Raw genomic sequence first — 17,442 nt, 5'->3', positions numbered from 1 at the left:
CCACCCTGCAACCTCATCCTTGCTCGCCACTAATACTGTGTCTATTACAAGAATGATGAGGTGCCACCATGGCAGATCTATACGAAAACCCAATGGGCCTGATGGGCTTTGAATTCATCGAATTCGCGTCGCCGACGCCGGGCACCCTGGAGCCGATCTTCGAGATCATGGGCTTCACCAAAGTCGCGACCCACCGCTCCAAGAACGTGCACCTGTACCGTCAGGGCGAGATCAACCTGATCCTCAACAACGAACCCAACAGCATTGCCTCCTACTTTGCGGCCGAACACGGCCCGTCGGTGTGCGGCATGGCGTTCCGCGTCAAGGACTCGCAAAAAGCCTACAACCGCGCCCTGGAACTCGGCGCACAGCCGATCCATATCGAGACCGGCCCGATGGAGCTGAACCTGCCGGCGATCAAGGGCATCGGCGGTGCGCCGCTGTACCTGATCGACCGTTTTGGCGAAGGCAGCTCGATCTATGACATCGACTTCGTGTACCTCGAAGGCGTGGAGCGCAATCCGGTCGGTGCAAACCTCAAGGTCATCGACCACCTGACCCACAACGTTTATCGCGGCCGTATGGTCTACTGGGCCAATTTCTACGAAAAACTGTTCAACTTCCGTGAGGCGCGGTATTTCGACATCAAGGGCGAATACACCGGCCTGACCTCCAAGGCCATGAGCGCGCCGGACGGCATGATCCGCATCCCGCTGAACGAAGAGTCGTCCAAGGGCGCGGGGCAGATCGAAGAGTTCCTGATGCAGTTCAACGGCGAAGGCATCCAGCACGTGGCGTTCCTCACCGACGACCTGGTCAAGACCTGGGACGCGTTGAAGAAGATCGGCATGCGCTTCATGACCGCGCCTCCGGACACCTACTACGAAATGCTCGAAGGCCGCCTGCCGAACCACGGCGAGCCGGTGGATCAATTGCAGGCACGCGGCATCCTGCTGGACGGCTCTTCGGTGGCAGGCGACAAGCGTCTGCTGCTGCAGATCTTCTCGGAAACCCTGATGGGCCCGGTGTTCTTCGAATTCATCCAGCGCAAGGGCGATGATGGGTTTGGTGAGGGCAACTTCAAGGCGCTGTTCGAGTCCATCGAACGCGACCAGGTGCGTCGTGGTGTATTGACCGCCGACTAAACGTAGAAAAGCCCGGCCGAGGGTAACCCCGGCCGGGCTTTTTATCGCCTGCGCATCAGGCCTTGCGTTGGCGCACCAAGTGTTTGAAGCCTTCGAATACCAGCACCATCACCGCCAGCCAGATCGGGATGTAGGTGAACCACTCGCCACCCTTGATGCCTTCACCCAGGATCAATGCCACGCCCAACAGCAGCACAGGCTCTACATAACTGAGCAGGCCAAACAGGCTGAAGGGCAGCAAGCGGCTGGCAACGATATAGCTCACCAGCGCCGAGGCACTGATGACCCCCAGTATTGGAATCAACGTATACAGTTTCGGATGAGTGTCCATGACGGCAAAGCCTTGTTCGCCGTGCTGCACAAACCACCAGGCTACCGGCAACATCAGCGCCATATCCAGCCAAAGGCCACCCAAGTGATCAGTGGCCAGGTGCTTGCGCACGACAAAATAGATCGGGTAACCGATGATCACCACCAGTGTCGCCCAGGAAATACCACCCGCCTGGAACAACTCGTTGAGCACACCGAGCGCGGCAAAAAATACCGCGATCTGCTGCAGCCGTGACAAACGTTCGCCGTAAACCAGGCGTCCGGTCAGCACCATGGTCAGCGGCAGCAGGAAGTAGCCCACCGACACATCCAGGCTGCGCCCATTCAGCGGTGCCCACATAAACAACCAGAGCTGCACGCCGAGCAAGGCTGACGACAGCAACACACCGCCGATCAGCCGAGGTTTGGCCGCCAGTATGCTCAGCAGCTCTGCGACCCGACGCCATTCGCCACTCACAATCATGAACACCGTCATGCACGGCACGGTGAGCAACATGCGCCAGCCGAAAATTTCCAGGCCGCTCAAGGGCGTGAGCAATGATGTGAAGTAATACATCACGGCAAACAGCACCGAGGCCAAGACCGATAAAACAACACCTTTAGACACACTGTCCTCGCGAAAATCGTTGATACAAAAGATGAGGGGATTATGGAGCTTTTGGCGGGAGAGGGTTGCGCTGTTTTGGGGCGTTGTTCAGGAAAATCCTGTAGGAGCGAGCTTGCTCGCGAAGAACGTCAACGATTACGCAGCGCTATCAGGTAGCCCGTGGCGTCCTTGCGTTCTTCGCGAGCAAGCTCGCTCCTACAGAGTGGAGGGGTTATGCGCGTGGTATGCGACCGGAAACAAAGTGACCCACGTCATTGAACCCCGGCGTAGACGAATGTCCCGGCGTCACCAGTGAATCAATAAACGCCTCATCGTCCGCCGTGATCTTCACCTCCAGCGCGCCAATATAGGCATCCCACTGCGCCTCGGTACGTGGCCCGACAATCGCCGAACTGACCGCCGAGTTGTTCAGTACCCAGGCAATCGCAAACTCGACAATCCCCACACCACGCCCTTGGGTGTACTGCTGGATCTGCTGGGCGATGCGCAACGACTCCACGCGCCATTCGGTTTCCAGGATGCGTTTGTCCTGGCGCGCCGCGCGGCTGCCGGCTTCGGGGGTAACGTCCGGGGCGTATTTACCACTAAGCACGCCACGGGCCAGTGGGCTGTAAGGCACCACACCCAGGCCGTAGGCGGCTGCCGCGGTGATCTGTTCCACTTCGGCCTGGCGGTTGACGATGTTGTAAAGCGGCTGACTGATCACCGGTTTGTCGACGCCCAGTCGCTCGGCCACGCGGATCACCTCGGCGATGCGCCAACCGCGGTAGTTGGACAGGCCCCAGTAGCGGATCTTGCCCTGGCGGATCAGGTCGCCAATCGCCGATACCGTCACTTCCAGCGGCGTGTTGTGGTCTTCGCGGTGCAGGTAGTAGATGTCCAGGTAGTCGGTATCGAGGCGTGTCAGGCTGGCCTCCAGCGCGTTGAAAATGCGCTTGCGGCTCAAGCCGCTGCGGTTGGGCAAGCCGTCCGCCGGGCCGATGCCGACCTTGGACGCCACCACCCAATCCTGGCGATTGCGCACAATGGCTTCGCCGACGATTTCCTCGGAGCGACCGCCGGTGTAGACGTCCGCCGTGTCGATAAAGTTGATGCCCTGGTCCCAGGCCTTGTCGATGATGCGCAGCGAGTCCTCGGTGTTGGTCTGTTCGCCAAACATCATGGTGCCCAGGGTCAAGGCGCTGACCTTCAACCCGGACTGGCCCAATGTGCGGTAAATCATGGATAACTCCTCAAGGCGGGAAACGTCCCCATGCAATACCAGACTCAGCCGCTCTGGGACAAGCCCTGCGCGCGTTTCTTCACCTACTCAGTAACGTCTGGCAGCGCTGCTGTAAAAAACGGTGCAGCACCTTCACCCGCTCCGACACCTGCAAGCGGTGAGGGCACATCAGGTTGAACGGCGCCGGCTCCCCTTGCCAGTCTTCGAACAGCGGCACCAGCCGGCCGGCGGCGATATCGCCGATCACGTCGAGCCTGGCTTTATAGGCGATGCCGTGCCCGCCAAGCGCCCAGCGGCGGACGATTTCACCGTCATTGCTGAGGAAATCACCGGTCACTTCAACCTCCTGTAGCTGATCACCCTGGCGAAACCGCCACGTCTTGCTCACCTGGCCCTGGCGCATGTACCGCAGCGCACTGTGAGTGGACAGTTCCATCGGCTCGCGCGGTGTACCGTGGCGCGCCAGGTAGGCGGGGCTGGCGCAAGCGACGCGATGGTGATCAGGCGCGATGGGCAGTGCCACCAGGCTGGAGTCCTGGGGCACACCAAAACGCAGGGCGATGTCCACGGTTTCGCGGAACAGGTCAGCGTTACTGTCGTTCAACATCAATTGCAGGCGGATATTCGGGTGTTCTGCCTTGAATTCATCCAGCCAGCCCAGCACCACATTGCGCCCGAAATCCGATGGTGCGGCCAGTTGCAGCAACCCACTCAAGCCCTGGCTTTGCTGCTTGAGCGCTTGTTCGCCTTCACTCAGCGCCGCCAGTGCCACGCGCACGCTGTCGAGGTAACGCCGGCCTTCCTCGGTCAGGCGCATGCTGCGCGTGGAGCGTGCCAGCAAGCGCATGCCCAGGCGGGTTTCCAGGCGCTTGAGGGCGATGCTCGCTGCTGCCGGGGTCAGGCCCAGGCCACGGGCGGCGGCGGACAGGCTCCCGGTATCGGCGGTGCGCACGAAGACTTCAAGGTCGAGGATTGAACTCATTTGTAAAAATCCTTTAAAGATATTGTCGTTTTACCGGGATTTTTCGTCGATTGCCAAGCTGGGAAGATAAACGCTCACTTTTTCAAATAGGACTCTTCCCCATGACTTCTTCCCTCAACGGCAAAACCGTCATCGTGATTGGCGGCAGCAGCGGCATCGGTGCCGCCGTGGCCAAGGCCGCCGCTGCGCGGGGTGCGCAGGTGGTGCTGGCTGGGCGACGCCTGGTGACTGGCGTCGAGAACGGCCTGCGCAGCGAGCCCGTCGACGTCACGGATGCGGCCTCCCTGCTACGCCTGTTCGAAGCAGTCGGGCGCTTTGACCACTTGGTGTACACCTCGGGGCCAAGCGTGCGCGCCAAAACCCTGATCGAAACCGACCTGGTCGAAGCCCAGCAGAACTTCAACGTGAAACTGTGGGGCTCACTGCGGGCGATCCAGTTGGCGCTGCCATTTTTGAACGAGCACGGCAGTATCAGCCTGACTTCTGGGCAATTGGGGCGTAAATCCGTGGCGGGGCAGTTCATCAAGACGGGCATCAATGCCGCGACCGAAGCGCTGGTCAAGCAATTGGCCAAGGAACTGGCGCCGCGTCGGATCAATGCGATCAGCCCAGGAGTGATTGATACACCGGCCTATGCGGGGCTTGCAGAAGATCAGCGCTTGGCGATGTTTGCCAAGGCCGGTAGCGCGCTGCCGGTGGGGCGAGTGGGGCAGGCGGACGAGGTTGCGGCGGGGTATGTGCTAGCGATGGAGAACGGCTTTATGACCGGCGCCGTCATTGATATCGACGGTGGTGGACTGCTGTAAACACCGGACAATAATGTGGGAGCTGGCTTGCCTGCGATGACGGTGGTGAATTCACTACCGCTATCGCAGGCAAGCCAGCTCCCACATGGATTGCGTTATGCCTTTAAAGTGCGCGTCATCCGCAACGCCAACACACTGCCGGCAACGATCACTGCTGCCAGCAGGTACAGCGCCACATCCGTGGACCCGGTGGCATCCTTCACAAAGCCGACGATATACGGGCTGAGGAAGCCGGCCATCTGGCCCATGGAGTTGATCAACGCCAGCCCACCTGCCGCCGCGCCGGCGCTGAGCATGGCGGTGGGCACTGGCCAGAACATTGGCAGGCCGGTGAGGGCGCCCATGGTGGCGATGGTCAGGCCGAGAATGGCAATGGCCGGGGTGGTGGCGAAGTTCACCGCGATCACCAGCCCGACAGCGCCCATCAACATCGGCACCACCAAGTGCCAGCGACGCTCCTTGCGCAAGTCGGCGGAGCGGCCTACCAGCAACATAAACACTGCCGCCAGCAAGTAAGGGATCGCACTCAACCAGCCGATCACCAGGTTATCGCTGAAACCCAGGTTCTTGATGATCGACGGCAACCAGAAGTTGATCGCATACACGCCGCTCTGGATGCAGAAGTAGATCAGGCCGAACGCCCATATCGCCGGGTTCTTGAACACTTCCGCCAGGGAGTCGGTGGTGGTTTTCGGCTTGTTAGCCAGGTCGGTGGCCTGGTCGGCTTCCAACACCGCACGTTCGTGGGGCTTGAGCCACTTGGCGTTGGCAAAGCTGTCGCTGAGCAGAAAGTAGGCGAGGGCGCCCAGTACAACGGTGGGGATGCCTTGCAGCAGGAACATCCACTGCCAGCCCGCGAGGCCACCTTGGCCAGCGGCGAAGTGGTTGAGGATCCAACCGGAGAAAGGGCTGCCGAGCAAGCCGGAAACCGGGATCGCCGACATGAACAGCGCCATGATCCGCCCACGGCGGAAGGTCGGGAACCATTGCGAGAGGTACAGCACCACGCCGGGGAAGAAGCCCGCTTCGGCGGCACCGGTAAACAGGCGCAAGGTGTAGAAATGCGTCGGCGTGGTAACGAACAGCAGGCAGGTGGACAGCGTGCCCCAGACGATCATCATCAACGCAATCCAGCGCCGTGGACCGAACTTGGTCAACGCCAGGTTGCTCGGTACGCCACACAGCACGTAGCCGATGAAGAAGATCCCGGCACCAAGGCCGTACACGGTTTCGCTGAATTTCAACGCATCGAGCATCTGCAACTTGGCAAAGCCAACGTTTACCCGGTCGAGGTAATTGAACAGATAGCAGATGAAAATGAAGGGGATCAGGCGCAGGGTAATGCGCTTGTAGATGGCGTTTTTATCGTCATCGGTGGCCAGTGGGGTCGTGGCGCTCTGTGACATGGCAGTCTCTCTTTATTATGATTTTTCGCGATGCGAGGGTAACGTTGATCGCCCACTGAGTCTCGGCCACCTGGCAGGCCGCTGTCTTTGTGCTTGCGCACAGCGAACCCGGCTTTGCGCTGTGCCGATGAACAACCCCGCTTTTTAAGGAATTTAACCCCATGTTCGAGCTGGATCATGACCTGGCGCAGGATATCGTCGATCGAACCATGGCGATCCTGCCTTACAACGTCAATGTCATGGACAGCCAGGGTCTGATCCTCGGCAGTGGTGAGCCCGAGCGTATCAACACCCGCCATGAAGGCGCGCAACTGGTGCTCGCCAACGGCCGCGTGGTGGAAATCGACGGCCAGACCGCCAAGCACCTCAAGGGTGTGCTGCCGGGCATCAACTTGCCGTTGCTGCATGACGGGCGCCTGATCGGTGTGCTCGGCATCACCGGCGAACCGGAAGGCCTGCGCACCTACGCTGAACTGGTGCGCATGACCGCCGAAATGCTGGTCAGCCATCGTCACCAGCAGGCCGAGCAACAGTGGCGGCGCCAGCGCTGTGATGATTTGCTGGCCTTGCTGCTCGCTGAAAGCGGCGATTCGCCGCGTCTGGTGGACGAAGCCCAGCAACTGGGGCTCAAGCCGCAGATGCCGCGCACGCCGTACCTGTTCGAACTGGGCGCGGGGCAATCGGCGGAAGCCCTGAGTACATGGCTGACCTCGCGTTATCCGGACAGTTGGTGTGTCAGCTCAGCGCAATACTCATTGCTGTGGTGTCGGCCGGCGGCAGTGCAGGTCGACAACCCGCGCTTGCTGGAAAAACTCGACGGCCTCGGTTGGAACATCCTGCGCGTTGCCGTGGGGGGGCAAGCGGACGGTCTGGCGGGGCTGCGTCGCTGCTATCGGCGTGTCGGTGATCTGCTCGCCTATGGTCGTGATGTGTTGCCGCAGTCGCGCCTGCTGACCCTCAATCGCTATCGCTTGCCCGTTATGCTCTGGCGCCATCGCAATGACGACGCGCTCGACGAACTGCTCAACCCGCTGCGTAAAGTGCTGGCCAAGGACAGCAATGGTCAGTTACAGGCGACGCTGCGCAGTTGGTGTGAACATGACGGGCAAAGCCAGGCCTGTGCGGACGCCTTGGGTATTCACCGCAACAGCCTGCGTTACCGCATGGAGCGCATTGCCGAACTCAGTGGCGTCGACCCCCTGACCCTGGACGGCATGCTCGCCCTCTACCTGGGCGTACAGCTACTGCCCCAGGCTTTGTCGGAATGAACAACAAAGCGCCGCCGCACTTGTGCATCTGACCGGGGTCAGCAGCCCCGCCAACTGGCAGCATGGGCATCATAAAAACCGGAGAAAGCCCATGAAAATCATCATCGCCCCCGACTCGTTCAAGGACAGCCTGAGTGCCGAAGGCGTCGCCCAGGCCATTGCCGAAGGGTTGGCCCAGGTTTGGCCGGATGCACGGTTGATCCAGTGCCCGATGGCGGATGGCGGTGAAGGCACGGTGGATTCGGTGCTGGCAGCGTGTAATGGCGAGTTGCGACATCACAGCGTACGCGGCCCGCTCGGCGCAGCCGTCGACGCACATTGGGGCTGGTTGGCCGACAGCCGCACTGCAATTATCGAAATGGCTGAAGCCAGCGGTTTGCAGTTAGTCCCGCCGGGGCAGCGCGACGCCTGCAAAACCACCACCTATGGCACCGGCGAACTGATCCGCGCCGCCCTGGATGCTGGCGCCCAGCGCATCATCCTGGCGATTGGCGGCAGCGCCACCAACGATGGCGGCGCAGGCGCGATGCAGGCGCTCGGCGCGCAACTGTTTGACGCCGAAGATCAAGCGCTACCCGCCGGCGGCCTGGCCTTGGCCCGCCTGGCGCAGATCAGCCTTGAACATCTGGACCCACGCCTGGCGCAGGTCCGCTTTGAAATCGCCGCCGACGTCAACAACCCGCTGTGTGGCCCCCACGGTGCATCGGCGATATTCGGCCCGCAAAAAGGCGCAAATCCCGAGCAAGTCCAACTGCTGGACGCCGCCCTCGGCCACTTCGCTGACCACTGCGCGAAGGTGCTGCCTAAAGATGTACGCGACGAACCGGGCAGCGGCGCTGCGGGTGGACTGGGCTTTGCCGCCAAGGCCTTTCTGGGTGCGCAATTTCGTGCGGGTGTCGAGGTAGTGGCCGAACTGGTGGGCCTGGACGCAGCCGTGCGCGGCGCCGCCCTGGTCATCACCGGTGAAGGCCGCTTCGATGCCCAGACCCTGCGCGGTAAAACCCCGTTCGGCGTGGCGCGCATCGCCCAGCAACACAACGTGCCGGTCATTGTGATTGCCGGCACGCTGGGCGAGGGCTATGAGCAGATGTACGCCCACGGCGTGGATGCAGCGTTTGCCTTGCCTTCCGGGCCGATGAGCTTGGAACAGGCGTGCAGCGAGGCGCCGCGCCTGCTTCGTGAGCGGGCCTCGGACATTGCGCGGGTGTGGCGACTGGCATCGTCCAAAGGTTAGTCAAGCATCTCGATTGCCAACTGGTCGATCCACTGCTTCTGAAACGCCAGCAGCGCGGCCTTGGGCTGCTGCAGCTCGACCAGTGCGAGCATCGGATCGTCCACCGCCGTGCGCACACCCGACAACTCTTCCAGCGTCGCCAACCCGCAAAACGGTACATAGGCTTCGCTGTAGCCGCCTTCGTGCACCAGCACCAGCCGCCCCTGGCACAGGCGTTCGGCCGCCAGGCGCACGCAGCGAGTCATCAGGCGGAAGGATTCGCTGTGCAGCAACATGCGCGCCAGCGGGTCGACGGCGTTGGCGTCAAAGCCACAGGCGACAATGATCAGTTCCGGCTGGAAACGCTCCAATGCCGGGACCACGATCCGGGTCATCGCGTGCAGGTAAGTGTCGTGTCCGCTGCCGGGTGGCAAGGGGATATTGATATTCGCCCCCAGCCCGGCGCCACGGCCACGGTCCTGCTCGCCGCTGTAACCGGGCGGATAGCAACCGTCCTGATGCAGCGAGATCGTCAGCACATCCGCGCGCGCCTCGAAGATCGATTGGGTGCCGTTGCCATGGTGCACATCCCAGTCGATCACCGCGACCTTGCCCAGGCCGTTGCGCGCCTTGGCCGCTTCGATGGCGATGGCAATGTTGGCCAGGAAGCAGAAACCCATGGCGCTGTCCGCCAGGCAGTGATGCCCTGGTGGGCGTGACAATGAGTAGGCGTTATCCGCCAGGCCCTTGAGCACGGCGTCGACGGCGGCCATCGTCAGGCCGGCCGAAAGCCGGGCGATTTCGTAGCTGCCCGGGCCTATCGGCGCCTGCGGCCCGAGGTCACCACCACCGGCATCGCTCAACGCCTTGAAACGCTGCAGGTACGCATGGCCGTGGACGCGCAGCAAGTCGGCTTCGCTCGCTGGCGCAGCGCTGTGCATGTGCAGGTGATGACCCAACCCGGACACTTCCAGCAGGCTTTTCATGCGCCGCTTGGTTTCGGGGGATTCGGCATGCCCGCTGCCGGCCGGTGGCTGTACCCAACCGCCCACGGGCAAGGTCAATGCATGGGCGCTGGCGCTGTGCCAAAGGCTCATTTCATCAAAGAAAAACGCGGTGGTTCGGTTCATACAGGCTCCATTTCAATGACAGGTCCGGGACGGCTGGCAAGAATCAATACCAGCGACAGCAGGGTGATCACGGTGCCACCGATCACCAGCACGGCGAAGCCGCCGCTGGCCTCGATCAGCCGGCCGGCTATCGCCGGACCGATGGCCAGGCCACCGCCGATCACCAGGTTCGACGCGTTCATCAACTTGCCGCTGTGATCAAGGTCGGCCAGGCAAGCGAGGATCAGCGGCAAGATAAAAGTCCAGGCGAATTTGAACAGCAGCGCCGCCAGGGCAAAGCGCACCAGTGTGGGCTGGCCCAGCAGGAGCAGCACCGCCACCGCCATTAACGCGTAGCCCGCCAGCAGCAATGACAGGCGCGGCAGGCGGGCGCCGATTAGTGACGTGCAGGCTGCGCCAGCGATGCCCATCACGGTCGCAATCGCCAGTATCTCGCCACTGTGTTGCGCGGAAATCCCGGCGCTGGCGCCGAGGGCACCGATAAACGTCCAGACCCCACCAAGGCTGATGTAAAAAGCCAGCACCGCAGCGACACCGAGCACGGCTTTCACTCGTGTGCCAGTCACTGCCGCCCTGATGGCCTGTGGCGCAGCGTGCGCGCAAGGAAAACCGCGTACCAGTGGTAGCAGCAGCGCCATCATTCCCGCCAGGATCAGGTAGCCGCTCTGCAGTCCATAACGTTCGAATAAACCTGGCAATAGCGCGAGGCCCACGGCACCTACGACCAGTTGCCCCATCACCCACAACCCGTAGACACGGCTGGGGTTGGCGGTGGTAGCCGCGCTGGCCAGGCAGATGATCATCAACGAACCGCCCGCCAACGCACTGAACAAGCGCAGGATCAGCAACTGGGCGTAGGTGTTGGCCAGCGTCGACAGCAGGTTGGCGGCAATGAACAGCACGGCCGCGGCCAAGGCTGCCACTCGCCAGTTCACGCAGCGCAGCCACCAGAAGGCCGGCAGGGTCGCCAGGCTCATTGCGCCCAGTTCAACGGAAAACAAGTCGCCGATCTGCGCCGGGCTCAGTTGCCATTGGACGGCCAGTTGCGCGGCCACGGCTGGGGCGGTCATCAGGATGGTCGGCGTGATCGCGGCAAACAGCACGATAGCCGCCAGCCGCTGCCAGGGTGTAGGGGAGGAGTCGTGCATATTCAAGCTCCAAGACAGAGGTCAGAACACATGGACCAGGCGCAACAACGCGTCGGTTCCTGCATAACCGTTGGTGGTGGCGACGTTTTGCGAGAGGCTGAACATCACTTGGTTTTGCTTATCGAGCCAATGCCCGACCTCGAACCCGACCTGGGTATAGCGCTTGCGGGTGTCATCGATCGACCGATTATTTATGCGCAGCGCACCACCCTCGGCCTGGATCAGGCGCAGTGCGCCATAGGTGGCGGGCGTGAAGTCGTAGGAGGCAAAGGCTTGCAGGCGGTACAGCGGGTCTTGCTTGAGCTCGCTGCCAAAATAATCGTCATTCTTGCCGTACAGCTGGGCTTCGAGGTTGGCTTCCAGCACCCAGTTCTCACCGATGCCCTGGGTGTAGTTGTAGACAAAGGTCGCGCCCCAGCGATTGGCGCCGGGGGAGACATCCGGGTTTGTGCTGTGGTATTCGCCCACCGGCAGGGTGATCAGGCTTAACAGGCCGCTGTAAGTGCGCGACGTCGGATCGTTGATAAAAAACAGCGTGCCACCCACTTGAGGGTCGCCAAACCCGCTTTCGCCGGTGCGCCGGCTCGCCCCTGGCAGGCGCGCATCGATGTCGGCAAAAGGCAGGATCAATTGTGGGGTGCACAGGGTGCCGCACGCGTCGGTGAAATACACCTGGCGGTAGGCCATGGCATTGACCTTGAGGTCGGCCTTGCCCGTGCTGTCGGCCGGGCCACGGAAGTCTTGGGCGCGCGTGGCCGGCAGGTACAACACGCCGAGGCTCGTGCCGGACGGTGCGCCGAAAAAATCGCGGGCGTTAAGGTCGGCGGCCTGGCTGTCGAGGCACAGCAGCGTGCCCCCCAGTAGTAGCGGTAGATGACGCAAATGGGTGTAGGTCATGGCAAGGCGTCTCTTGTTATGGCGCAGCTGAAAACGGGCAAAAGCTGCCCGTTACCGTCAAGACGACGGTGTTAGAACCCATTGGAAAAACGCGGCGGGTCAGTCGGGCGGGGCGTGCATCAAGTGCGCGATATGCGCTTTGTCCTTGACCCCGAGCTTGCTGTAGATGGCGCGCAGGTGATGGCGCACCGTATTGGGCGACAAGCCCAGGTCGCGGGCGACTTCCTTGTAGGTCTTGCCCTCGCCAAAGCCTTGGGCGACGTCGTTTTCCCGCGGGCTGAGCTGGGACAGCACAGGGTGAACCCGTGCGGCCAGCAGCAACTGGTCGCCCACCGCCGAGACCTCGATATGGATGTGCTTGCCTTCATACCCGCGCTCATCCATAGGCGCTGGCAGAGTCGGGCCACTCCAGCGCGGCCACTCACCGAGCAACAGATCGACAAAGCCGCGCTCGGCGCACTGCAACACCCCGCGAGCATCGCACACGGCCAGGGCCAGATTGCGCGGGCCGGTGAGGGTTTCGCGCATGGCTACCAACGTGCGGATATGGTTCGCAGACACGGCAGCCACCAAGTGCAGCATCAGGTTGTTGAGCAGCAGGCAATCCTGTGCGGTAAACCCCGGCGCGCCGGGCTTGCGGTACAGCGCCAGGTGATCGCTGAGGCACGTGTGCAGGTCGGTATGAATCACGCACAACAATTGACCGATCCCATAGCGCTCCCCCAGCCAATTCAACCCGGCACCGCTGGCCGGGTCGCGCATGTCGATGATCACCGCCTGACCGGGCGTAGCATGGGTGCGCCCGAACGTCACATCCAGGTGGCGGATCGACTGCCAGTCGCTCAGATAATCAGGGGGCAGCTGATACAGGCAACTGCTGTGTTCTTCCGGCAGATTATCGATCACCGCAGAGCGCCCCCACCAGGCGCAGTCGAAAGGCAATAACTGGCTGATACGCGCCAGGGCTTGCGGTTGGAAATGTTCGATCTCCTGGTGCTGAGCCAGTCGCTGCAGATCCAGGATCAGCGTGCTGAAGGCCTGCAACAGACCTCTGGGTTCAAGACGGCGCATGAGCGTTCCTCTGTGGGGCTTTCTTATTGTTCTGGTCACAGGGTTAAAGGCCGGTCGCAGGGCCCGGCCCAAGTATCCGTGCAGGAGAGGCTGACCGCTATCGTTCAGATGCAGGATGCAGCCGATTGATAGGTGGGACGTTTCCGGGGTCGTCAGCGCAATGCTTTTCCTCCTACACTGGCCGGCCACTTGTCTTTCAAAGGATGAAACACAATGCACACACCTGAACCCCATATCGTGATCCAGCGCTTCACCGAGGCCCACCTTGAAGGCGTCGCCGCGCTCTATAACGAACCGGCCGTGTGCCGTCAGGTGCTGCAAATGCCTTTCCAGTCGGTCGAGGCGTGGCGTAACAAGCTGGTGCAGGACAACGAGCGGCGGTTGCAGCTAGTGGCTGTGCACGGTGGTGAAGTGATCGGCCAGCTCGGCCTGGAACAGTACCTGCGGGTACGCCAGGCACATGTCGGTTCATTTGGGATGGGCGTGGCAAGGCAAAGGGGTGGGCTCGCGTTTGTTGACGGCGGCGCTGGACGTGGCCGATAACTGGATGAACCTGCGCCGGGTGGAACTCTCGGTGTACGCCGACAACGAAGCGGCACAGAGGCTGTACCGCAAGTTCGGCTTTGAGGTCGAAGGCGTGTTGCGCGATTACGCCCTGCGTGACGGCCAGTTTGTCGACACCGTCAGCATGGCGCGCCTGCGCCGGTCGGCTTAGCCCAGGGCAAACGCCACCGCAGCCTGCGCATGCAGCTCGGTGGTGTCCAGCAACGGCAGGTCGCTGTGCTCGGGCTTGATCAACAGGCTGATTTCCGTGCAACCGAGGATGATCGCCTGGGCGCCGCGTGCGGCCAGGGACTCGATCACGCCTTGATAGACCTTGCGTGACGCATCGCTGATCACGCCGACACACAATTCCTCGTAGATGATCCGGTGCACGGCCTGGCGCTCGTCCGCCTCGGGCACCAGCACGGTCAGGCCCTGGGCCGCCAGGCGCGACTTGAGGAAATCCTGCTCCATGGTAAACGCGGTGCCGAGCAGGCCGACGGTCAGCGTGCCGGCCTCCACGGCCGCCGCACCCGCAGCATCGGCGATGTGCAGGAACGGAATTGACACTGCCGCTTCAATGCGCGGCGCCACCAAGTGCATGGTGTTGGTACACAGCACCACACACTCGGCGCCACCGGCTTGCAGACTGCGCGCGGCATCTTCGAGGATCAGCGCGGTGTCATCCCAACGGCCGGCGTGCTGGGCCTGTTCCACCGGGCCGAAGTCCACGCTGTACATCAACAGTTGCGCCGAGCGCAGCGGGCCGAGTTGGTCGCGCACGCGCTGGTTGATGATGCGGTAATACTCGGCGCTGGACTCCCAGCTCATGCCGCCGATAAGGCCGATGGTGCGCATGCGATGCTCCTGACAAGGAAAGTCGCTTCACCTTACCCATCGGCCAGGGATTAGTCATACGCAGTTGCCCGCGAAATGACCGGTGCAGTTTCACATGTCCAGGTTGACCCAACCGGGCTTGGCTTCCTCCGGCGCTACCGCGTTGATTTGCTTGCCGGTCGCCAGCTCCACGCGCCGAGCTACTTCCGGGTCATCGGCAAAGGGCATCAGGCTGGCGTCGTCCAGGCTTCTGTCCGTCTGCCCGTGCAGGCAATACTCCACCGCGCCGTACAGGCACACCACCATCAGCAGGCCCCACACGTCAGGCGATCCGCGCATCGAGCTGCGCCATTTTCAAGTCCGCGACTCGCACCGTGCGCCAGGTGTTGTAGGCCATCAACACCATCCCAGTGAGAAAGAACACCCCCCCGGCAAACCGCACCACAAACCCCGGATGGCTGGCCTGCAAGGCTTCGACAAAGGAATAGGTGAGGGTGCCGTCATCGTTGACCGCCCGCCACATCAGGCCTTGGGTAATGCCGTTGACCCACATCGAAGCGATGTACAGCACGGTGCCGATAGTCGCGAGCCAAAAATGCAGGTTGATCAGCGGCACGCTGTGCATCTGCTCGCGCCCGAACACTTTGGGGATCATGTGGTACAGCGAGCCAAAGGTAATCATCGCCACCCATCCCAGGGCCCCGGCGTGTACGTGGCCGATGGTCCAGTCGGTGTAATGGGAGAGGGCGTTGACGGTCTTGATCGCCATCATCGGCCCCTCGAACGTCGACATGCCGTAGAACGCCAGCGACAGCACCAGGAAGCGCAGGATCGGGTCGGTGCGCAACTTATGCCAGGCGCCGGACAAGGTCATCATGCCGTTGATCATTCCGCCCCAGCTCGGCGCCAGCAGAATCAACGACATGGCCATGCCCAATGACTGCGCCCAATCCGGCAGGGCGGTGTAGTGCAGGTGATGTGGGCCGGCCCAGATGTACAGGGTGATCAACGCCCAGAAGTGCACGATGGATAGGCGATAGGAGTACACCGGGCGTCCGACTTGTTTCGGCACGAAGTAATACATCATCCCCAAAAAGCCAGTAGTGAGGAAAAACCCTACCGCGTTGTGTCCGTACCACCACTGCACCATCGCATCGGTGGCTCCGGAATACACCGGGTACGACTTGAACCAATCCACCGGAATAGCCAGGTGATTGACCACATGCAACATGGCAATCACCAGGATAAAGGCGCCGAAAAACCAGTTACCCACGTAAATGTGTTGGGTTTTGCGCCGTACCACGGTGGTGAAAAACACAATGGCATAGGCCACCCACACCACGGCCATCCACACCGCGCCGGAGAACTCGATCTCGGCGTATTCCTTGGTGGTGGTGTAGCCCAGCGGCAAGCTGATCAGCATGATCACGATCACTGACTGCCAGCCCCAGAAGGTAAAGGCTGCCAGCTTGTCGGAAAACAAGCGCACCTGGCAGGTGCGCTGTACTGCGTAATAGCTGGCGGCAAACTGCGCGCTGCCGGCAAAACCGAAGATCACCAGGCTGGTGTGCAAGGGCCGCAAACGGCCAAAGGTGGTCCATGGCAAGTCCAGGTTCATTTCCGGCCACACCAGTTGCGAGGCGATCCACACGCCCATGGCCATGCCCACCACGCCCCAGACGATCGTGGCGATCACGAATTGGCGGACGACTTTATAGTTATAGGCCTGCCCGATTGTTGCTGTGCTCATGCTCAGTCCTCCCACGGTTCCAAGTGGCGGCACTGTAGGAAGCGTGGGCAAAACAAAACAGGCTCAGAAAAACCTCATTGTTGCGGATCAGTTTTAAGCCGTACGTGCAGCGGCCGCATCTGCCATGATCGGGCTTCGCAACCTGGCTCACCCAAGGAGATCCGCAATGGACGATGTACAGCAACTGGGCGAGATGCTTCGTCATTACGCCGACAGCGAAGCGCATAAAAAACAGCAACTTGACCTGCAGTCGGCCCGTTGGGCGCAAAAGCTCGATGAGTTGTTCGGCCAGATCGAGCAGTGGCTTGCGCCGGTAAAGACGGTCGGGTTGCTGGAGGTGCATCGTGAAGCCTATGTCGCCAGTGGCCCCAGCGTGCCGGTGGAGACCTCGACGTTCAAGACCGAGAAACTGACCGTGAATATCACCGGCAAACCGGTGGAATTCGTGCCGGACGTGATGGGCGTGGGCGGTTTGATCTCCGTGTCGGTCATGGGCTTGACCGCTGCGCGGCACGGCAGCGTTTCGCTGGTGCTGCCGGCGGACAAAAACGATTGGCTGTGGAAGAAGACCAATGGCCTGAAAGACCCGGATACCTTTGGCTTCGACGCGAATTTCCTGGCCTCGCAGTTGCAGAGCCTGATTCCACGCGAACGCGTCTGAACTGTCGGTTGTGGCAAGCCCGCTCGCCACAGGGGCCTGTCACTTCAGGCCCCTCTGCGCTTCAAGTACAAACACCCAGCGGCTGAGGGGCGGTACATGCCCTAAGTCCAGCACGTCAAAAAACACCCAACCCCGAGTCTTCACTGAGAACGCTTGAACAGCTTGGCTGGGAAAAAGCGAATCCTTTACTGATCGAAAAGAGTTCATGCGGGGCATTGCCCGTATAAGGCGGCCGTGGGTCGCCCAGGAGGGCAACCTGGAGGTTCCCTGCCACATCAGGAAGGCTCAAATTTAGCGTTTCGCCGGTCGCTAAACGACCAACGACCACACCGTCAGCGAGGATCGCGAGCAGGCCGTTTCTTCCAAGCGCATTGGCGAAAAAGCCGTCCTTCCTGTGAATGGTAATGTCCATAAAGCTCACCTCAA

The 17,442-nt window shown here is 61.5% G+C and carries 17 protein-coding genes and 1 pseudogene; 6 read left to right on the top strand and 12 right to left on the bottom strand.

Annotated features, from left to right (window positions below; genetic code table 11):
- The first annotated feature begins 68 nt into the window (after positions 1 to 68).
- On the top strand, positions 69 to 1,145 hold the full coding sequence (gene hppD / locus HX793_RS10350) for a 4-hydroxyphenylpyruvate dioxygenase (protein WP_177049673.1): 1,077 nt from the start codon (positions 69 to 71) through the stop codon (positions 1,143 to 1,145).
- Between the two features lie 55 nt (positions 1,146 to 1,200).
- Here the strand turns inward: hppD and rarD are convergent, their stop codons facing one another.
- The 3 genes from rarD to HX793_RS10335 form a co-directional block, all read right to left on the bottom strand.
- A complete protein-coding gene (rarD, locus tag HX793_RS10345; protein WP_016974777.1) occupies positions 1,201 to 2,082 on the bottom strand; it encodes an EamA family transporter RarD in 882 nt (293 codons plus the stop codon).
- 211 nt (positions 2,083 to 2,293) lie between these two features.
- Positions 2,294 to 3,304: an aldo/keto reductase gene (locus tag HX793_RS10340; protein WP_177049669.1), complete on the bottom strand. Its 1,011-nt coding sequence runs from the start codon at positions 3,302 to 3,304 to the stop codon at positions 2,294 to 2,296.
- 79 nt (positions 3,305 to 3,383) lie between these two features.
- On the bottom strand, positions 3,384 to 4,286 hold the full coding sequence (locus tag HX793_RS10335; protein WP_016974775.1) for a LysR family transcriptional regulator: 903 nt from the start codon (positions 4,284 to 4,286) through the stop codon (positions 3,384 to 3,386).
- 101 nt (positions 4,287 to 4,387) lie between these two features.
- On the opposite strand from HX793_RS10335, the gene HX793_RS10330 reads away from it, so the two are divergent.
- Positions 4,388 to 5,092, top strand: coding sequence for an SDR family oxidoreductase (locus HX793_RS10330; RefSeq protein WP_177062013.1), 705 nt, complete (start codon positions 4,388 to 4,390; stop codon positions 5,090 to 5,092).
- 95 nt (positions 5,093 to 5,187) lie between these two features.
- Here HX793_RS10330 and HX793_RS10325 read toward each other — a convergent pair whose 3' ends face one another.
- Positions 5,188 to 6,498, bottom strand: a complete 1,311-nt coding sequence (locus HX793_RS10325) for an MFS transporter (RefSeq protein WP_016974773.1) — start codon at positions 6,496 to 6,498, stop codon at positions 5,188 to 5,190.
- A gap of 161 nt (positions 6,499 to 6,659) precedes the next feature.
- On the opposite strand from HX793_RS10325, the gene HX793_RS10320 reads away from it, so the two are divergent.
- Both HX793_RS10320 and HX793_RS10315 read left to right on the top strand, forming a co-directional pair.
- A complete protein-coding gene (locus HX793_RS10320) occupies positions 6,660 to 7,766 on the top strand; it encodes a sugar diacid recognition domain-containing protein (RefSeq protein WP_177096028.1) in 1,107 nt (368 codons plus the stop codon).
- Between the two features lie 91 nt (positions 7,767 to 7,857).
- A complete protein-coding gene (locus HX793_RS10315) occupies positions 7,858 to 9,000 on the top strand; it encodes a glycerate kinase (protein WP_177096026.1) in 1,143 nt (380 codons plus the stop codon).
- Here the strand turns inward: HX793_RS10315 and HX793_RS10310 are convergent.
- The 4 genes from HX793_RS10310 to HX793_RS10295 all read right to left on the bottom strand — a co-directional run bounded on the left by HX793_RS10310 (position 8,997) and on the right by HX793_RS10295 (position 13,225).
- Entirely contained in the window at positions 8,997 to 10,109 is a 1,113-nt protein-coding gene (locus tag HX793_RS10310; RefSeq protein WP_177062018.1) for a class II histone deacetylase, read from the bottom strand. The genes HX793_RS10315 and HX793_RS10310 overlap by 4 nt on opposite strands.
- Positions 10,106 to 11,257, bottom strand: coding sequence for an MFS transporter (locus HX793_RS10305; protein WP_177062020.1), 1,152 nt, complete (start codon positions 11,255 to 11,257; stop codon positions 10,106 to 10,108). The genes HX793_RS10310 and HX793_RS10305 overlap by 4 nt, the downstream gene beginning before the upstream one ends.
- Before the next feature lie 21 nt (positions 11,258 to 11,278).
- Positions 11,279 to 12,154, bottom strand: a complete 876-nt coding sequence (locus tag HX793_RS10300; RefSeq protein WP_177062022.1) for a transporter — start codon at positions 12,152 to 12,154, stop codon at positions 11,279 to 11,281.
- Between the two features lie 99 nt (positions 12,155 to 12,253).
- On the bottom strand, positions 12,254 to 13,225 hold the full coding sequence (locus HX793_RS10295; protein ID WP_177062023.1) for a helix-turn-helix transcriptional regulator: 972 nt from the start codon (positions 13,223 to 13,225) through the stop codon (positions 12,254 to 12,256).
- A gap of 213 nt (positions 13,226 to 13,438) precedes the next feature.
- Between HX793_RS10295 and HX793_RS10290 the strand changes: the two are divergent.
- A pseudogene (locus HX793_RS10290) lies at positions 13,439 to 13,940 on the top strand (GNAT family N-acetyltransferase).
- Here the strand turns inward: HX793_RS10290 and HX793_RS10285 are convergent.
- The 3 genes from HX793_RS10285 to ccoN form a co-directional block, all read right to left on the bottom strand.
- Positions 13,937 to 14,626 (bottom strand): aspartate/glutamate racemase family protein, encoded by a 690-nt coding sequence (locus HX793_RS10285; protein ID WP_177049650.1) that lies wholly within the window; start codon positions 14,624 to 14,626, stop codon positions 13,937 to 13,939. The pseudogene HX793_RS10290 and the gene HX793_RS10285 sit on opposite strands and share 4 nt — an antisense overlap.
- Positions 14,627 to 14,716: 90 nt before the next feature.
- Positions 14,717 to 14,944 carry a cbb3-type cytochrome c oxidase subunit 3 gene (locus HX793_RS10280; RefSeq protein WP_218178705.1) on the bottom strand — a complete coding sequence of 76 codons (228 nt, stop codon included), beginning with the start codon at positions 14,942 to 14,944 and terminating at the stop codon, positions 14,717 to 14,719.
- A complete protein-coding gene (gene ccoN / locus HX793_RS10275; protein ID WP_177096024.1) occupies positions 14,928 to 16,355 on the bottom strand; it encodes a cytochrome-c oxidase, cbb3-type subunit I in 1,428 nt (475 codons plus the stop codon). The genes HX793_RS10280 and ccoN overlap by 17 nt, the downstream gene beginning before the upstream one ends.
- A gap of 166 nt (positions 16,356 to 16,521) precedes the next feature.
- On the opposite strand from ccoN, the gene HX793_RS10270 reads away from it, so the two are divergent.
- On the top strand, positions 16,522 to 17,016 hold the full coding sequence (locus HX793_RS10270) for a hypothetical protein (RefSeq protein ID WP_177096022.1): 495 nt from the start codon (positions 16,522 to 16,524) through the stop codon (positions 17,014 to 17,016).
- Between the two features lie 115 nt (positions 17,017 to 17,131).
- On the opposite strand, the gene HX793_RS10265 is transcribed toward HX793_RS10270, so the two are convergent.
- On the bottom strand, positions 17,132 to 17,428 hold the full coding sequence (locus HX793_RS10265; RefSeq protein WP_177096020.1) for a hypothetical protein: 297 nt from the start codon (positions 17,426 to 17,428) through the stop codon (positions 17,132 to 17,134).
- Positions 17,429 to 17,442: the final 14 nt, after the last annotated feature.

The organism is Pseudomonas reactans (genome assembly GCF_013387025.1).
Classification (GTDB): Bacteria; Pseudomonadota; Gammaproteobacteria; order Pseudomonadales; family Pseudomonadaceae; genus Aquipseudomonas; species Aquipseudomonas reactans.
The sequence above is the reverse complement of the archived record's forward strand: the minus strand, read 5'-3'. Positions and strand labels throughout refer to the sequence as shown.